This is a genomic window from Longimicrobium sp. (assembly GCF_035474595.1).
Taxonomy (GTDB): Bacteria; Gemmatimonadota; Gemmatimonadetes; order Longimicrobiales; family Longimicrobiaceae; genus Longimicrobium.
In genome coordinates, this window is sequence record NZ_DATIND010000088.1 from 1 (window position 1) to 14,837 (window position 14,837).

18 protein-coding genes and 1 tRNA gene are annotated in these 14,837 nt (G+C 70.4%); 9 read left to right on the forward strand and 10 right to left on the reverse strand.

Features of this window, described 5'->3' with window-relative positions; all coding sequences use genetic code 11:
• Window positions 1-67 precede the first annotated feature (67 nt).
• Window positions 68-1,051, reverse strand: coding sequence for a hypothetical protein (locus VLK66_RS15970; protein WP_325310446.1), 984 nt, complete (start codon window positions 1,049-1,051; stop codon window positions 68-70).
• A gap of 311 nt (window positions 1,052-1,362) precedes the next feature.
• Between VLK66_RS15970 and VLK66_RS15975 the strand changes: the two genes are divergently transcribed.
• The 4 genes from VLK66_RS15975 (at window position 1,363) to VLK66_RS15990 (ending at window position 3,762) form a co-directional block, all read left to right on the forward strand.
• Window positions 1,363-1,437 (forward strand) — tRNA-Arg (locus tag VLK66_RS15975).
• A gap of 183 nt (window positions 1,438-1,620) precedes the next feature.
• A complete protein-coding gene (locus VLK66_RS15980) occupies window positions 1,621-1,950 on the forward strand; it encodes a hypothetical protein (protein ID WP_325310447.1) in 330 nt (109 codons plus the stop codon).
• 631 nt (window positions 1,951-2,581) lie between these two features.
• Window positions 2,582-3,337 carry a hypothetical protein gene (locus VLK66_RS15985; protein WP_325310448.1) on the forward strand — a complete coding sequence of 252 codons (756 nt, stop codon included), beginning with the start codon at window positions 2,582-2,584 and terminating at the stop codon, window positions 3,335-3,337.
• Between the two features lie 14 nt (window positions 3,338-3,351).
• On the forward strand, window positions 3,352-3,762 hold the full coding sequence (locus VLK66_RS15990) for a hypothetical protein (protein ID WP_325310449.1): 411 nt from the start codon (window positions 3,352-3,354) through the stop codon (window positions 3,760-3,762).
• 193 nt (window positions 3,763-3,955) lie between these two features.
• On the opposite strand, the gene VLK66_RS15995 is transcribed toward VLK66_RS15990, so the two are convergent.
• Entirely contained in the window at window positions 3,956-4,129 is a 174-nt protein-coding gene (locus tag VLK66_RS15995; protein ID WP_325310450.1) for a hypothetical protein, read from the reverse strand.
• Between the two features lie 275 nt (window positions 4,130-4,404).
• The gene (locus tag VLK66_RS16000; RefSeq protein WP_325310451.1) at window positions 4,405-4,644 is read right to left on the reverse strand and encodes a hypothetical protein; all 240 of its coding nucleotides are present in this window, start codon (window positions 4,642-4,644) and stop codon (window positions 4,405-4,407) included.
• 153 nt (window positions 4,645-4,797) lie between these two features.
• Between VLK66_RS16000 and VLK66_RS16005 the strand changes: the two genes are divergently transcribed.
• The gene (locus VLK66_RS16005; RefSeq protein WP_325310452.1) at window positions 4,798-5,040 is read left to right on the forward strand and encodes a hypothetical protein; all 243 of its coding nucleotides are present in this window, start codon (window positions 4,798-4,800) and stop codon (window positions 5,038-5,040) included.
• 142 nt (window positions 5,041-5,182) lie between these two features.
• Window positions 5,183-5,593: a hypothetical protein gene (locus VLK66_RS16010; protein ID WP_325310453.1), complete on the forward strand. Its 411-nt coding sequence runs from the start codon at window positions 5,183-5,185 to the stop codon at window positions 5,591-5,593.
• Window positions 5,594-5,685: 92 nt separating this feature from the next.
• On the opposite strand, the gene VLK66_RS16015 is transcribed toward VLK66_RS16010, so the two are convergent.
• Together VLK66_RS16015 and VLK66_RS16020 are read right to left on the reverse strand one after the other, a co-directional pair.
• Window positions 5,686-5,967 (reverse strand): hypothetical protein, encoded by a 282-nt coding sequence (locus VLK66_RS16015; protein WP_325310454.1) that lies wholly within the window; start codon window positions 5,965-5,967, stop codon window positions 5,686-5,688.
• A gap of 211 nt (window positions 5,968-6,178) precedes the next feature.
• Window positions 6,179-7,147: a MerR family transcriptional regulator gene (locus VLK66_RS16020; protein WP_325310455.1), complete on the reverse strand. Its 969-nt coding sequence runs from the start codon at window positions 7,145-7,147 to the stop codon at window positions 6,179-6,181.
• A gap of 674 nt (window positions 7,148-7,821) precedes the next feature.
• Here VLK66_RS16020 and VLK66_RS16025 point away from each other — a divergent pair.
• A complete protein-coding gene (locus VLK66_RS16025) occupies window positions 7,822-9,075 on the forward strand; it encodes a serine hydrolase domain-containing protein (protein WP_325310456.1) in 1,254 nt (417 codons plus the stop codon).
• Window positions 9,076-9,102: 27 nt separating this feature from the next.
• Here VLK66_RS16025 and VLK66_RS16030 read toward each other — a convergent pair whose 3' ends face one another.
• From VLK66_RS16030 to VLK66_RS16045, 4 genes are all read right to left on the reverse strand, one after another.
• On the reverse strand, window positions 9,103-10,317 hold the full coding sequence (locus VLK66_RS16030) for a C1 family peptidase (RefSeq protein ID WP_325310457.1): 1,215 nt from the start codon (window positions 10,315-10,317) through the stop codon (window positions 9,103-9,105).
• 252 nt (window positions 10,318-10,569) lie between these two features.
• Window positions 10,570-10,866: a hypothetical protein gene (locus VLK66_RS16035; RefSeq protein ID WP_325310458.1), complete on the reverse strand. Its 297-nt coding sequence runs from the start codon at window positions 10,864-10,866 to the stop codon at window positions 10,570-10,572.
• Between the two features lie 154 nt (window positions 10,867-11,020).
• Window positions 11,021-11,878, reverse strand: a complete 858-nt coding sequence (locus tag VLK66_RS16040) for a CoA transferase (protein WP_325310459.1) — start codon at window positions 11,876-11,878, stop codon at window positions 11,021-11,023.
• A 74-nt stretch (window positions 11,879-11,952) separates the two neighbouring features.
• Window positions 11,953-12,318: a CARDB domain-containing protein gene (locus VLK66_RS16045; RefSeq protein WP_325310460.1), complete on the reverse strand. Its 366-nt coding sequence runs from the start codon at window positions 12,316-12,318 to the stop codon at window positions 11,953-11,955.
• Between the two features lie 270 nt (window positions 12,319-12,588).
• Between VLK66_RS16045 and VLK66_RS16050 the strand changes: the two genes are divergently transcribed.
• Both VLK66_RS16050 and VLK66_RS16055 read left to right on the forward strand, forming a co-directional pair.
• A complete protein-coding gene (locus tag VLK66_RS16050; RefSeq protein ID WP_325310461.1) occupies window positions 12,589-13,650 on the forward strand; it encodes an ArsO family NAD(P)H-dependent flavin-containing monooxygenase in 1,062 nt (353 codons plus the stop codon).
• Between the two features lie 13 nt (window positions 13,651-13,663).
• Entirely contained in the window at window positions 13,664-14,137 is a 474-nt protein-coding gene (locus tag VLK66_RS16055) for a redoxin domain-containing protein (RefSeq protein WP_325310462.1), read from the forward strand.
• A 165-nt stretch (window positions 14,138-14,302) separates the two neighbouring features.
• Here VLK66_RS16055 and VLK66_RS16060 read toward each other — a convergent pair whose 3' ends face one another.
• Window positions 14,303-14,668: a CARDB domain-containing protein gene (locus VLK66_RS16060; RefSeq protein WP_325310463.1), complete on the reverse strand. Its 366-nt coding sequence runs from the start codon at window positions 14,666-14,668 to the stop codon at window positions 14,303-14,305.
• Window positions 14,669-14,837: the final 169 nt, after the last annotated feature.

Below are 14,837 nucleotides of genomic sequence, written 5' to 3' on the forward strand. Positions count from 1 at the left end.
ACCTCGCGCCGGCGGACGCCGTCGTTTCATCCCCGGATACTTCAGCGCGACGCCCGCGGCGGCTCTTTCAGGACAGCGTGCAGGACAGCCGGGAGAACGTGGCGGGGTCGTTCTTGCCGCCGCCCTCGCTGGTCACGTAGATGCTTCCGTCGGGCGCGAAGCCGATCCCCTCGCCCTGCTTTTCGCCCAGCCCGCGCAGATCCATCCGCCGTGGAGCGGCGGTTCCGGTCCCCACCAGGTCGTTGGCGGGATAGAACACCGCTTCGTGCAGGGTGCGCAGCACGATCCAGCGGCCGTCCGCGCGGGCCGCGGCGCTCGTGATCCTCTGGGGCCGGTCCACCCTGCCCGGCGCCATCTCCCGCACCCGCTCCAGCGTGACCTCCGCGCTCGCGCCCGCCGGCGCCCGGAAGACGGCGATCGGACCGCTCTCCCCCTTCGTGACCAGGTGGATCGCGCCGTTCAGCACGAACATGGCCTCGGCGTCGTGCGCGCCGTCGGGGTAGCGCAGCCGGATGGGCGTGGCCGGCGCCGACGCCGTGGCGCCGGGCGCGGGCTCCGGGATCCGGTACACGGTGACGAACTCGCGCCGCGCCGCGTTGTCGCCGATGTCCGCCACGTAGAGGCAGTCGCCTCCGGCGGGACACGGAGCGAGCGCCACGTCCTCCCAGTCCTCCACGCGGGCGCCGCTCACGACCACGCGGCCCGCCGTGTGGCCCCGGGCGTCGACGGCGTACAGCAGCGGCTCGCCGGAGTCGTTGTGCGTCCAGAAGATGCCGGGATGCTCGCGACTGACCGCCACGCCGCTGCTCTCGCGGATCTCGGCGTCCAGCGGCAGGGGCTCGCCCACGGCGGTGCAGACCGCCGCAAGGCTGTCCGCGCCGGCGGGCCGGGGCGCGGCCCCGTTCCCGGCCGGCACCGACGCCTCGGCGACGGCCGCGGCCGGCGTGGCGTGCGTGTACTTGCCGCGGCTCACGATGGCCAGCAGCGACCCGGTCACCACGAGTGCGACCGCCACGAAGCCGGCCAGCACGTACAGACCTTTCGAATCCACGACTCCGCTCCCCTCGCCGGTGGACAGGCCGGCGCGCCCCGCTGGCCGGGGCCAGTCTCGATTCCGCCAGGATCGCCCGCCACGGAGCCGGATGCGGGATGCTTACCCCGTCCGCAACGCGCGTACCGGGAATCAAGAGTCGGGGGAATCAAGAGCCGAGGGCCCCGCCGGGATCAACTCCGCGGGCTCTCTGCTCGCCGGGCCGCGGCCCGGCAGGGTGGCGATGCAAACGTTGGAGCGGACGCGGCGGTTGACCATTCGCCAGCATTTGCGCTAAATTTGATGGCTTCGCCGCACACCGGCGGATGCGCGCCCCCGTAGCTCAGCCAGGATAGAGCAGCGGTTTCCTAAACCGAAGGTCACAGGTTCAAGTCCTGTCGGGGGCACTCCCGAGACCCGCGCCAAAACGCGCGGGTCTCTTTTTTTCGCATCGAAAGCTCCTCCGCGCCGAGAGACGGCAGTCGAGCCCTCCCACGTCGAGTCATCAAAGTGATTGACCCCCGCATCGTATCCCGACAAGTTGCTGGAATCATGCGGATGTTCGATTGGGGAAATGCGAGGGGGCGAAAATGTCCGAGCAACCACATCGCACCGATCACCTCCATAAGCTCCTGACGCTGTTGATCGGGGTTGTTGCCGCAATCCTGACGGTCACGGTCCCGGAAGTCCGTGGCTTCCTGGGGCTCGATCGGCCGGAGCACGAAGAAACCCGCGACGCCCGGTCCAGCTCGCCCGCACAGAGCCCGGGGGATTCGATGGCCGGCTGGGGGAGCGCCGTGGATGTTGCGGCTCCGGCCGTGGTGAGTGCGGAAACGCTCTCGCAGGTGGTGAACGAGCCGCGGTACGATACCGTCGTCTCGGTAACGCAGACGGTCGACACGACGTGGGCTCAGCCCTGAGCAGCGGCTACTGTCCCCTGTCTCGAACGGCGTCATGGAAGCACACGAAAAGCCCATGAATTCCCCGTGAGGCGCTGGCAGGGGCCAGCGCCTGTCTGAACGATCGCTACGTCGTCACTAATCGAGGCAAGATGAACGGCCGCAGCACGGAATCCCGTGCCGCGGCCGTTCCGCTCCGCCTCCTCGCCCTCGCAGGGCACGTCCTGAAAATCTGATCGACTACCGCGCCGTTCAGGCCACGGCAGCTACGCATCCCAACGTATTTATCACGCCACACACCTCTTCCCGATCATCCTTCCGGAACGTGGATTCGGAATCGTAGCGCACTTCTGGCGACAACGGTTGACACACCCATCCTCTTACGTCTACTATTGCCACTATCTCGCGCGGGACCCGCTTTTTTTTCTGGATAGTGGTGACGATGTACGGGTGAGTTCGCCTTCCTTCATCCCCCGATAACCCGCGAATCGCACGGAGAAGGGAGGATCTGGCGCGCAGAATGGATGGGTGATGGGCACTGCCGGGTGCGGCTGAATGCGTCGCGCTCTGGAACTCCTTGCCTGCATGAGGATACATTATGAGCCATCTTGCGGTACATCATGACGGACGCGGCGCAACACGGCTGTTCCGGATGGCGGGCTTCGCGGCGGCGCTGGGGCTGGCGGCGTGTTCGGACGCGGTAACGAACCCCGTGGTGCGCCCGGGCGGACCCTCGGCCGCCACCGAGGTGACGCTGTCGGAGCTGGACGTGACCACCTGCCAGTACGGGGGCGAGTATCCCAACTGCAAGCCGAAGCCGGTGGACGGCGGCTCGGCCGGGGTGGCGCCCACGCCCAGCAGCGATCCGGCCGCGCCCTCGAGCGGCGGCTCCGGCGGGACCAACCCCCCGCCCGACACCGCGCAGCCGTGCCACACCGGCTATGCCATGCTCGACGACCCGAAGGTGCAGCGGAGGATGAGGGAGCTGTTCGCCCGGTCCAACCCCGACTCGGCGATGTCGCGGCGGCGGGAGCAGGGCGGGTGGCTGGTGCGGCTCGCGGACGGCACCTTCGACGTGACCCCGTTCCCGGCGGACTGGCCGTCCGACCCCTGCCAGATCACGGTCCCGGCGCAGTTCAGCAGCCCGCCCAACACCGTGGGGATGCTGCACTCGCACCCGTACTCGGCCGGCGAGCGGCTCACCAACTGCCCGCGCCAGCCGCTGTGGAACGGGACGTCGGCGGTCCTGAACTACAGCGGCGACACGAGCCTGGCCGACGACGCCACCATGCTCGCGCTGCGCTCGCGGTACCCCTCGCTGATGGGGATCATGATCGACAAGGACCACATCGTGGCGTACAACGGAAACCCGGCCGAGTCCCTGCCCGTCAAGCGCTGCGGCTACTGAAAGGAGGACGCTTCATGCTCAGAACAGCATTCGTGGCGGCGTTGATGGTGGCGGCGGCCGGCCGCGCGGGCGCGCAGTCCAGCTGCCCGCCCGACGACACGGGGAGCCGCGCGCTGGTGGAGCGCTTCTTCACCCGCGACGCCTTCCGCGCCGCGCGCGAGTCGCTCGGCTACACGGCGGCGGTCAGCTCCGGCCAGATCCGCCTGCTGGCCGGCACCGCCGACGAGGTCGTCTGCTCGCGCATCGCCGCGCAGGCGGGCGCATCGGGGGCGCAGGCGGAGTGGCGGTGGACGGCGTACCAGGTCGGCGGCTACTTCTTCGTCGCCTACCGCCATGTGGCCGCCAGCGGGAGCCTGTGGATGGGCTTCACGCCGCTCTACGTCCTGAACGCGAACCTCGCCTTCGTTCGCGCCGAGGCGATGTGACCCGGTGACCCTGCGCGGCGGATGGAGGAAGCGGAACGGGGCGCTCCGGATGACCGGAGCGCCCCGCCGATTCGCCGGAGCCGTGCAGGAGCGCCAGCGGACCTTCTTCCCTATCCCCCTTCCTCACACGTCGGCCGTGCGCCGGAGCACGCCGGGCTCGCGGTCGGAGCGCTCGGCCGCTCTGCGCGGACGATCAGGCACAGTTGTTGGACGGCGGCGGCCCGCAGTTGGGGCCCTGGCAGGTGTCGCACGTCGCCTGATTCGAGGCGTCGCTGTGCGCCAACACGGTGCCGGCGTACTCGCCCGCGGCGGTGGTGCGGAACGACTCCACGCGGATCTCGTCGATGTCCAGCTCGAGCTTGCGCATTGATCCTCCCCTTGTGTGTCCGGCGGGAAACATTCTCTCCTCCGGGCGGAGGAGGACGGGTCAATAAGCGGGCGGGGAGCTCGCGAAGCAAGCCTCACGTCGTCGCGCCGGATGCCTGGCGGAGGCGAGTTCGCTGCATCTCCGCGAGCGACGGCTCTGGCGGCCCCGGAATCGGTGCCGGAGGGCCGTCATTCGCGGGGATGTGCGGTGGGTGGCGGGAACGGGACGGGGCGCTCCGATCACCGGAGCGCCCCGTCGTCTCGCCGAACCTCGCACTAGCCCTTCCTCACCACGTCGGCCGCGCGGCGGAGCGCGTCCAGCTCCTGGTCGGAGCGCTCGTCCCACGACGAGGGAACGGGCTTCAGGCGCCGCTTCTCCGAGCCGCAGTCGAAGCACAGCCACCCGGTCTGGAAATCGCCGGCGACCGCGATCTCGCTTCGCGATACGGACGAAGGGATGACGGCCCAGACGCGCCACGTCACCCCCTCGTCGTCCCTGTATTCCCTCAGCGCCACGTTCCGAGCTCCGTTGCGGGACATGCAGCAGGCGGAGAAATCGCAATTCCGGTTCCAGTTCGGCCAATCGAATATCGTTCGGTTTCAAGCACTTACGCGGGAACGCATCCTGCCTCACGGGCGTCCTGCATTCCAGAATGGAGGAGCTCATCGATGCAGCGGCGCTACCGGGGTCACGATGGTCGGTGGTGGACGGTCGAGGCGGTTTCGCCCGAGGCGGCGGGGCGCGTGCGGGACCGGCGCATGGCCGCGGGATGGCTTTCGTACACGAGCGACTGCGGCGAGTCGGTGTGCGTGGCGCCGATCCCCACGGGGTGGAACAGCTACGACACCGAGCACCTGGAAGCGCTGCGCGCGGCGGGGCGGTCGGCCGGATATTCGGATGCCGAAATCTAGCCCGTTCTCTCGATCCGCAGGATTGCGTCCGCATCGGAGCGGGCCGGGCCCCGCCGGCTTTGCCGTTCGTCGCGCAAGGCCGTAGATTGTGCAGGTTCGCACCCACCACCCAAGCCTGCCCTACACTTCCGGGTACCTCCCCATGGGAGCTGACTACAGCATCGTGCGCGAGCATCGGCTCGTGCACATGACGCTCGCCGGGCGGTTGACGGATTCCGACCTGCTGGCCGTGCAGGCGCGGATGCGGAGCGACAGACTTTTCCGTCCGGACTACTGCCAGGTGGTGGACGCCACCGGGCTGTCGGAGGTCGCGGTGACCCTCGAGGGGCTCTGCGCGACGGCGGCCGGCACGGTGTTCGGGACGGGCTCGCGGCGGGCGATGGTGGCGCCGTCGGACGTGGCCTACGCGATGGGACGGATGTACAAGAAGCTGCGGGGGGACAGCCCGGACCGCTTGGAGGTCTTCAAGGAGTGGGCCGAGGCCGTGGCGTGGCTGGATCTCTCTGGCTGGACCGCGCCGGAACCCGCCCTCGCCCCGAGCCCGCAGACGTAGCGGGTGATCGAAGGATCGCGATGACGCCGCGAAAACGCGCGGGCGAGGCACGCTGCCTCGCCCGCGCTTCGTTCGTGGGATCGACCAGTCCGTCACGCTGTGCCGGTCCCGGTGAGAGCGGAATCGGCGGGATCGTGCGCGGGGAGGTTGAACGACTCGGCGAGGCGGGCGCGGACGCGGCGGAAGGCGGCCAGATTGCGGTCCACGTCGCCGCGCCAGTCGCCCAGCTGCGCCAGCGGATACCAGTTGCAGCCGTCCGCGCCGGGAACGCAGCGGTCGAGGTCGAACGCGAACCCGCCGTCCGGCGCCTCGGCCGCCAGCGCCTCGGTGAACCTCCGGTGCAGCTCGTCGCGGCTGATCGTCTCCCTCTCCATCGTCCCTCCCTGCGGGTTCGATCCCGCGGCGGCACCTCGTAATCACACGATCGTCGCGTCCCCGCGTCCCCGCGCCCTCTCCGGCCGGCCGAGGCCGTCCACCTCTCCCGTACCGGGAGAGGTAGCGGGATTGCCATCCCTGCCGCTCCGAAGCTCGTTCGCTCCCCGCACTTCCGCACTTCCGCACTTCCGCACTTCCGCACTTCCGCCCTTACTTCGCGCGGTTGTTCCCGCGCACGGCCATGGCAGTGAGCACGCGGCGGAACTCGGCGAAGTCGGGGAGGACGCGGAGGCCCGCCTCGCCGATCGACGAGGCCACGGCGCGCGCGCCCGCACCGCCTGCGATCACCGGCACGTGCGGCGGGAGCGCGCGGCGGAGGGCGCGCACCTCGTCCGCGGCCGCCCTGCCGTCGCCCAGGACGATGCTGAGCGCGACCGCCTCGGCGCCCGTCTCCCGCGCCGCGCGCGCCACCTCGTCCGCGGGGAGGTCGGCGCCCAGGTACACCACCCGCCACCCCGCCGACATCGCCGACGCGGCGGCGAGCATGGCGCCCAGCTCGTGCACCTGCCCCGCGGGCGTCGCGACGACGACGACCGGCGCCGCGCCCGCCGCCGGCCCCGCCTCGGCCACGATCCCCAGCACGCGGCGCATCACGGCGCTGGCCAGGTGCTCGTGCGCCACGGTGAGCGAGCCGTCCTCCCACGCGTCGCCCACGGCGCGCAGGAAGGGCGGCGCCACGTCGTCGATGAACGTCTCCGCGCCCCCCAGCACCAGCGCGCGGCGGAGGGCGGCCTCCAGCGCGGGCCCGTCCATCTCCCGCGCCGCCGCCATGGCGATGCGCACGTGCGCCGCCGCCGCCCCGCCGCCCTGCTGCGGCGCGGCGGCGGAGGGCACGGCGCGCTGCGCCTCGTCCTCGCGCACCAGCTGCTCCAGCTCCCTGTCGCTCAGCGCCGCCACGTGCCCGATGCTGCGCCCCGCCGCGGTGGCGCGGCGCAGCAGCCGCAGCCGCTCCACGTCGGCGTCGGAGTACAGGCGCTGTCCGGCGCCCTCGCGGCGTGGCGGGGCCACGGCGCCGTAGCGCTTCTCCCACGCGCGCAGCACGTCGGGGCTGAGCCCCGTGCGCTCGCTCACCACCCGGATGGGGTGCCGCGGCTCGCGGCCGTTCTCCTTGCTGGACATGCGGGAAAGATCCCCGGCTGTACAATCTTTGTCAATGGTTCTGCTGGACGGCGGATGAACGGGACCGCATCGTGCACAGGCGTTTCCGCGGGTGGATGGGGAGACACGCGACCGGAGGGTTGGCAGATGCACTGCGCCAAGGGCGGGCTCATCCTGGTGTCGGGCGGCTGAAAGCGGTCGGACGGTGAGGGCGAAAGGCGGGAGCGGCCACGGCCTCTCCCGCCTTTCGCGCGTCCGCGTCTGCCGATCAATCGTGCATTGCAACGGCCCGGAGAGACGTCATCCTGAGACGTCATCCTGAGTCGAACACCGCGCTGCGCGCGACCACGGAGGATAAAAGGAGATTGGTTGTGAGCGCTAATGCCACAGAATGAGCGGATCAGCCTCGCGCAGTTTGCGAGGCTTCCCGTAGTTGTTGCTGCGACTTCAGTCGCCGGTGACCGGCCGCGCCGGGGACTTTCTATTCAGGCCGGCCACACGATCGTCGCCCCGGCACGAGCGGTTGCAGGCCGAAGGATCTATCAGCAAGGCCGCACGTGCGCTGCGGGTTGCACGATCAATCCCCAGATCCAGCATGGAGCGGTGATCCGGCGCGGGATGTTCCCCCACGCGCCCGTTCGCTAATCTACCGATCGTCCATCACCCCGAACGTTCTTTCGAGACCGGAGACACCGATGCGAGCACCCGCGGTCCGCCGCGCCGCCGCCGCGCTCATCCTGCTGGCCGCCGCCACGCCCTCCGCCGCGCAGCGCACGCGCGGTGGCGCCTATGTTCCGGGCGCGGGCGAGGACTGGCAGCGCCGCCCGCCCGCGCAGGTGGGAATGGACTCGGCCCGGCTGCAGGCGGCCGTCGCCTTCCACCGCGAGCACGAGTCGAAGCTCCCGCGCGACCTGGTGCAGGCGCACTTCCAGACCTTCGGGCGCGAGCCGTTCGGCGACCCCGTGGGCCCGTTCAAGCCGCGCGGCGAGCCGACCGGCATCGTTCTGCGCCACGGCTACATCGTGGCGGAGTGGGGCGATCCGCGGCGCGTGGACATGACGTTCAGCGTCACCAAGAGCTTTCTCTCCACCGTCGTCGGCTTGGCATACGACCGGCGGATGATCCGCTCGCTCGACGACCCCGTCGCCGCGTACATGGCGCCCGTCATCCCGTACGATCCCGCGGGTGCGGCGGCGCGGCCGGTTACCGGGCGGCTGGCGGGGGGCGACGTGCTGGAGCCGTTCGAGACGCCGCACAACCGGCGGTTGACGTGGGACCACATGCTGCGCCAGGTGAGCGACTGGGAGGGGACGCTCTGGGGGAAGCCGGAGTGGGCCGACCGGCCGAGCGGCGAGCCGTCCACCTGGGCCACGCGGGCGCGCAGGGAGCCGGGGACGGCGTACGAGTACAACGACGTGCGGGTGAACGCGCTGGCGCTGGCGGCGCTCCAGGTCTGGCGCCGCCCGCTGCCGCAGGTGCTGCGGGAGATGGTGATGGAGCCCATCGGCGCCAGCAGCACCTGGCGGTGGACGGGCTACGACAACAGCTGGGTGGTGATGGATGGCGAGGCGGTGCAGTCGGTGAGCGGCGGCGGGCACTGGGGCGGGGGAATGTTCATCAGCGCGCGCGACATGGCCAGGTTCGGCCTGCTGACGCTGCGCCGCGGCCGCTGGGGCGACCGCCAGATCCTGTCGGACGAGTGGGTGCGCCGCGCGCTGACGCCCACGCAGGCGCAGCCGACGTACGGCGTGATGAACTGGTTCCTGAACACCGACCGGAAGCTGCTGGCCAGCGCGCCCGCCTCCGCGTTCGTGCACCTGGGCAACGGCACCAACGCCATCTACGTGGACCCCGAGCACGACCTGGTGGTCGTCGTGCGCTGGATCGAGAACGACCAGCTCGACGGCTTCGTGCAGCGCGTGCTGGCGTCCATCACCGACCCGCGGTGACCGCGGGCGGGCCGGCAATCCGGCTGCTCAACGGGTAATGCACCATGCATCCCAGTTGAAGCGTTCGACGTACGCGTACGGGAGCGTCCCGTGGCCCACACCGAACACGCTGTTGGTGCCCCAGACGTGATCCCAGCTGTTCCGCACGATGAAATACCCGCCACCGGCGAACTCAGCGTCATCGGCGAACCCCACCAGTGCGACGGCGTGTCCTGCCGACTCGGGCACTTCGCCGGGAAACGGCAGGGTGATGTTGCCGTACTTCCGAACCACCGGATGCTCGTACCAACTGCGGTAGACGGGGAACCCGACGGACACTAGATGGTCGTCGCGGAGCGCCTGTTTGATGCGTTCCACCGAGCGCGCGGGGAGCTGCAGTACTTCCTGGCACTTCCAGGCCGCAGCTTCGGCTTTGGCCGAGGGAGGAGGCGGGCCCTGGCCGTCGTTGCCCGGGATCTCCTTTCCCCAGTACGGCCAAGTCGCGGCGCTGCACACACCGTCCTCTTTCAGCGCGGGGAAGCTCGCGACCAAGCTGTGCTTCCCGGTGTGCTCCACCATGTTCCAGTACTGAAACTGCTCCGAAAGCCGAAGCGTGGCTTTGGCCGTGCGGCAGAGATGGTGCTCGAGGCATGCGACCGATGCGAAGGCGGTGCACGTACCCCGGTCTTGCTGGTCGCGTACACCCGAAAGGCACGGCGTGATCAAAATGACGGCTTCGGGCGGAAGCGTGGCGGTCGCTGGCGCGCCGAGTTCGTGCCCGTCGGCCGGCGGTGTGCCGGTCGACGACGCGTCCATCTCGTCCCCGGCAACCGGTGGCTCGGGAGAATCGCGCAAGTCAAAGCCGAGCGCGTAGGTATACTGATCGAACCGGTTCCACTCGGTCAGCTCGTCGCCGCCGAACGCCGTCTGCGAAAATGCCTCGCGGAGCGACCGGATCGCCGACCGCGGAAGCTGCAGCTCATCGATGAAGGACGTGCCGAGCCGACGGTCTACGTGCTCCAGTCCCAGCAACTCCTCTACGGTCGTCATCGAGTTGGCGGCCAGGTTGCCGATGGCGTTCGCCGAGAGCTCACCAGCCGCCTGGGACTCGGCAAGCTTGCTGTACAGCTCGGGCACGCCGGTAGCGCGGCGGAGGTCCGGAGATCTGGCGAGATCGATAACCGAGCTGAGCCGGGTGAGCAGGCCTTTGGGCTTTGGGAACAGCTGCACAGGATACGGTGCGACGGCGGGCGAACCGATCACGAAGCCTCCACGGCTGAATGGAAAGCTGATGCACAGCGGGATCGTACTGTCGCGTCAACACATAATACGACAATGCCGCGGCGCCGGGTCCCGGCTTTCAGCGGGCGTTCGGATGAGCGGAGAAGTGCGGGGCCAGGTTGTACTGATCACAAATGCAGGAGCGTGAACATAGCATTGGGCGTTACAGGCAAACACCAATGTAGAATCAAATCCGTCAATGGAACGGTGGTGAGTCGGACTATTCGGTTCTGCTCAGAGCGTTGTTCCTGTGCCTGCAGGGGCATCGTGCCCGGTGCGGAATGGGTAATCGACCGCCGGAGGGTTGAGGATCGCTTCGGACGCTTCATGTCCTAGGACCGTTGCGACAGCACGGGACAGAGCAGTCACGCCGCGGGGGTCGATCGCCAGCAGCCGAGACATTTCGTCGGGAAACGCCTTGGCCGTATGCAGGAATTCCTCGGCCGTGGTGACGGAAAGCCGGTCGCGAAGAGTATTCAGAGTGCGCGTGTCGAACGCGCTGATCTCACGGAGAGGGTAGCCCTGCTTCATCGGCGCCTGCCTCACGGGTCCCGGGTGGTCGTCGGGAGCACTACACCGCAGCGGCGGTGATCGGTCCGGGCGTCGCTTTGCAATATGAGGTCCATCGAGCGGTTCGAGCAAGAAGGACTGTTCATCTTGTTTGGCCGAGCGGAGTGATTTCCTCTCAGGGGACAGCTTCCACTTCCACGGCGGCGATGGGGAGGTCGCGGGCGCGGGCCCAGGCCTCCCATTCGGCGGCGGTGCGGCGCGCGAAGACGGGCTCGAGCGAGGGGCGGTCGAGGGCGACGTACAGCTCGGCCGCCAGCCGCTGCACGAACCGCGGCTCCAGCGCGGCGATGGCGATCCAGCCGTCCTTCGCGCGGTAGAGGCCATACAGCGGCAAGCCGCCGCCCAGCACGCCGCCGGGTGTGGTGAGGCCGTGCCGCAGCGGCGCCGCGAGCTCCCCGGCGACCGACGCGAGCGCCACCGTGGCCTGCCGCCCGGCGCCGTCCTGGCCGCGCGCGAGCAGGAGCGCGAGGGCGGTGCCGACCGCGCGCTCGGCGGCGGCGAGGTCGGCCATCAGCGTGCGCGGCAGCTCCGGCGGGGTAACGAGGCCCGCGGCGGCGGCGTAGGTCAGGTCGTGGCCGGGGCGATCGTCGTCCGGCGGCGCGTAGCCGGTGATGGCGAGGTGGCAGAGCCGCGGGTGGCGCGCGCGCAGCATCTCCCATCCCAGCCCCAGCCGCTCCAGCGCCGCCGGCCGCGTCGCAGTGACGAGCAGGTCCGTGTCCGCGAGCAGCGTGTCGAGCTCCTGGCGCGCGTCCGGCTCCTTCAGGTCGAGCGTGACGGTCCGCTGGCCGTCCGCCAGCTCGCGGTACCACGCGGGGGCGAAGCCGGCGAGCGGATCGCCGGAGGGCGGCTCCACCTTCGTCACCGCCGCGCCCAGGGCGTGCAGGCGCGCGCACGCCAGCGGGCCCGGCAGGTTCACCGCCAGTGTCACCACGCGCACGCCGTCCAGCGGCCGAAGCGCCACGTCGCTCATCATCCACCGTCCGGAAGAGAAGGAGCGGTAATGATGCGCGCCGTGGCGCTCGTTGTCACGCCGGCGGGCGGCAGAAATCAGTTTCCGGTCGCCTGCTTGATGTTGTTCTGCTCGTTGGACTCGGGGATGGCGCCGGTGCCGTCCACCCGCACGGTGATGGTCACCCCGGCCAGCGGCTTGCCCACGGGAATGATCACCGACTTGATCTCGCCCGGGGCGAGCGCGGGCTCGGCGTAGTTGTGCACGATGTTGATCGGCGCGCCGACGACGACGCTGACGAAGCCGGCGGGCGCGGGCGCCGTCCCGCGATTGCCGATGCGGATGGTGACCTGCTGTCCCGAGCCGACCAGCGCCATCGGCACCAGGTCCGGAAGCGGCGGGCGGTTGGGCGCGGCGGCGGCGAGGAGCGGGAGCGCGGCGAGGAACGCGAGGCGGGACTTCATGCTGGCGGGTCTCCGGGAGAAATGGGGACGGGAAGCGCGGCGGGATTCGTCTTCGCGCCCGCCGCCGGGGCAAGCGGCGCGCCGGGTGCGAGGGAGATGTGCAAACGTGTTGCAGTACCACGCGTTTCGCGCTTTCTGGCCTCCCGCGATGCAGTCCTGTTGGGACGGCGATGCCTCGCCCGCCGGGGCGAGCGCGTCTCAACCGCGGCGGCGGGCGCTCACGGCGACCGGGAATGGCCCGCCGGTGCATCACCGAAAGCAGGAGGGAGATTGGCGGTTCGGGACTTCGACGTGGTGGTGATCGGGGGAGGGCAGGCGGGGCTGGCGATGGGATACTACCTGCGCCGGTCGCCGCTGCGCTGGACGATCCTGGACGCGCAGGACGAGCCGGGCGGCGCGTGGCGGCACACGTGGCGCTCGCTGCGGCTGTTCTCGCCGGCGCGCTTCAGCTCGCTCCCCGGCTGGATGTTTCCCGGCGGCGACGCGTACCCGTCGCGCGACGACGCCATCGAATACCTGGCGCAGTACGAGCAGCGGTACGCGCTCCCCATCCTGCGCCCGGTGCGGGTGGACACCGTGCGGCGGGAGGGCGGGGGATTTCGCATCGACGCGGACGTGGGCGCCTTCACCGCGCGGGCGGTGGTGAGCGCGACGGGGACGTGGGCGGCGCCACACATCCCCATCTACCCCGGCCGCGAGGCGTTCGAGGGGATGCAGATCCATTCCGCGGACTACGAATCTCCCGCTCCGTTCGCGGGGAAGCGCGTGCTGGTGGTAGGCGGCGGCAACTCGGGGGCGCAGATCCTGGCGGAGGTTTCGCAGGTGGCGGACGCGACCTGGGTGGCGCTGCATCCCCCGTCGTTCCTGCCCGACGAGGTCGACGGGCGCTACCTGTTCGACCATGCGACCGCGCTGTACCGGGCGAAGCAGGAGGGACGCGAGCCGCCTCCGCAGGCCGACCTGGGCGACATCGTGATGGTGCCGCCCGTTGTCGAGGCGCGAGGGCGCGGCGTGCTGGTGGCGGTGCCGCCGTTCACCCGCTTCACGGCGACGGGGGTGGTGTGGCCGGACGGCGCGGAGGAGCGCATCGACGCGGTGGTGTGGTGCACCGGCTTCCGCTCCGCGCTCGGGCACCTGCGCCCGCTGGGCGTGATCGAACCCGGCGGCCGCGTGCGCACCGACGGCGCGCGCTCCGTCGCCGAGCCCATGCTGTGGCTGGTGGGCTACGGCAACTGGACCGGCTTCGCCAGCGCGACGATGATCGGCGTGGGCCGCAGCGCGCGAGAGACGGCGCGGCAGATCGAGGCCGCGCTCGGCGGCGTGAATCCCTGACGGAGTGTGGGAGATGGATCCTTCTTCACCGACGAGGCTCGCGCCTGGCGGCCGGCTTCCGGAGCTGGCGATGACGTCGGCGGCGGGCGGGCCGGTGCGGCTCAATCCCCCGGGCCGGCAGAATCCCGTCATCGTCTCCCTCCACCCCCGTTGCGGCGAGTGCCGCGCCTGGCTCCGCCGCCTCGCGGATACGATCGTGGAGCTGCGCGAGTGGGACGCGCACGTGGTGGCCGTCGCGGCGACGCAGGAAGACGCGGTCTCGCTCGCCGCCGATCTCCCGTTCCCGGTCGCCGCCGACGCGGAGGGCGGGTTCGCGGCGCGCACGGGCGTCGCGGGCGCGGGCGTCGTGATCGCCGACCAGTGGGGCGAGGTCCACCACGTCGCCGGGGGCGGAGACGGACACGACCTCCCCGGCCCGGCGGAGATCGTGGATTGGGTGCGGTTCCTCGCCATCCAGTGCCCCGAATGCCAGGGCGAGGCGCTGTAGGCCCGGGACTGGCCAATCCGCGTGGACGCCGGAGTGCGAGTCCGCGAAGGCGGACTTCGGGCCGTTGTTGCCGCGATTTCAATCGCCTTCCCCGCCCGCGGACACACGAAAAGCGCGGCGGGCCGCACCGGATGCGGCCCGCCGCGCTGCTTCGTCCAGCGGCCGTCAGAAGTTGCCGGCGCGCGCGTTGTTGGTCTCGTTGGACTCGGTGACGATGTGCGTGACGTCGTCGCGGACGGTGTAGTGCACGCCCGCCAGCGGCTTGTTCACGTGGATGGTCACGGACCTCCACTGGCCGGCCGGGATGGCGGGCTGGTCGTAGCTGTGGGCCGTGCCGATCGGCGTGCCGAGCGAGAGGTTGACCTTGCAGGCCGCGGCCGGCGCGTTCCCCTGGTTGTGCACGCGGATGGTGACGATGCCGTTGGAGGCGACCACCGCCCCCACGATCAGGTCCGGCCGGGGCGGCGGAGCGGCGGCCGCGGCGATGGACATGGCGGCGCAGAAGGCGAGGAAAGCGAGGCGGTACTTCATTTCAGGAACTCCGGGAGGAGAGGGTTCGCGAGGGGATGGTTCAACGTCCGCGCGGGACCAGAAGGGCAACCGTCGCGCCGTATCTCCATCCTCCCTGCAAGTCGTTGGCGCGGTGGGGTTTGGCTCCGACGACGAGCGCGATGCATCTCCCTGCTTCCGGGGCGCGGTT

Excerpts from the sequence above, each read along its gene's own strand:
- VLK66_RS15980 (WP_325310447.1), top strand. The coding sequence starts at position 1,621 with ATGTCCGAGCAACCACATCGCACCGATCACCTCCATAAGCTCCTGACG.
- VLK66_RS15985 (WP_325310448.1), top strand. The coding sequence starts at position 2,582 with ATGGCGGGCTTCGCGGCGGCGCTGGGGCTGGCGGCGTGTTCGGACGCG.
- VLK66_RS15990 (WP_325310449.1), top strand. The coding sequence starts at position 3,352 with ATGCTCAGAACAGCATTCGTGGCGGCGTTGATGGTGGCGGCGGCCGGC.
- VLK66_RS15995 (WP_325310450.1), bottom strand. The coding sequence starts at position 4,129 with ATGCGCAAGCTCGAGCTGGACATCGACGAGATCCGCGTGGAGTCGTTC.
- VLK66_RS16005 (WP_325310452.1), top strand. The coding sequence starts at position 4,798 with ATGCAGCGGCGCTACCGGGGTCACGATGGTCGGTGGTGGACGGTCGAG.
- VLK66_RS16010 (WP_325310453.1), top strand. The coding sequence starts at position 5,183 with ATGGGAGCTGACTACAGCATCGTGCGCGAGCATCGGCTCGTGCACATG.
- VLK66_RS16015 (WP_325310454.1), bottom strand. The coding sequence starts at position 5,967 with ATGGAGAGGGAGACGATCAGCCGCGACGAGCTGCACCGGAGGTTCACC.
- VLK66_RS16020 (WP_325310455.1), bottom strand. The coding sequence starts at position 7,147 with ATGTCCAGCAAGGAGAACGGCCGCGAGCCGCGGCACCCCATCCGGGTG.
- VLK66_RS16025 (WP_325310456.1), top strand. The coding sequence starts at position 7,822 with ATGCGAGCACCCGCGGTCCGCCGCGCCGCCGCCGCGCTCATCCTGCTG.
- VLK66_RS16035 (WP_325310458.1), bottom strand. The coding sequence starts at position 10,866 with ATGAAGCAGGGCTACCCTCTCCGTGAGATCAGCGCGTTCGACACGCGC.
- VLK66_RS16040 (WP_325310459.1), bottom strand. The coding sequence starts at position 11,878 with ATGATGAGCGACGTGGCGCTTCGGCCGCTGGACGGCGTGCGCGTGGTG.
- VLK66_RS16045 (WP_325310460.1), bottom strand. The coding sequence starts at position 12,318 with ATGAAGTCCCGCCTCGCGTTCCTCGCCGCGCTCCCGCTCCTCGCCGCC.
- VLK66_RS16055 (WP_325310462.1), top strand. The coding sequence starts at position 13,664 with ATGGATCCTTCTTCACCGACGAGGCTCGCGCCTGGCGGCCGGCTTCCG.
- VLK66_RS16060 (WP_325310463.1), bottom strand. The coding sequence starts at position 14,668 with ATGAAGTACCGCCTCGCTTTCCTCGCCTTCTGCGCCGCCATGTCCATC.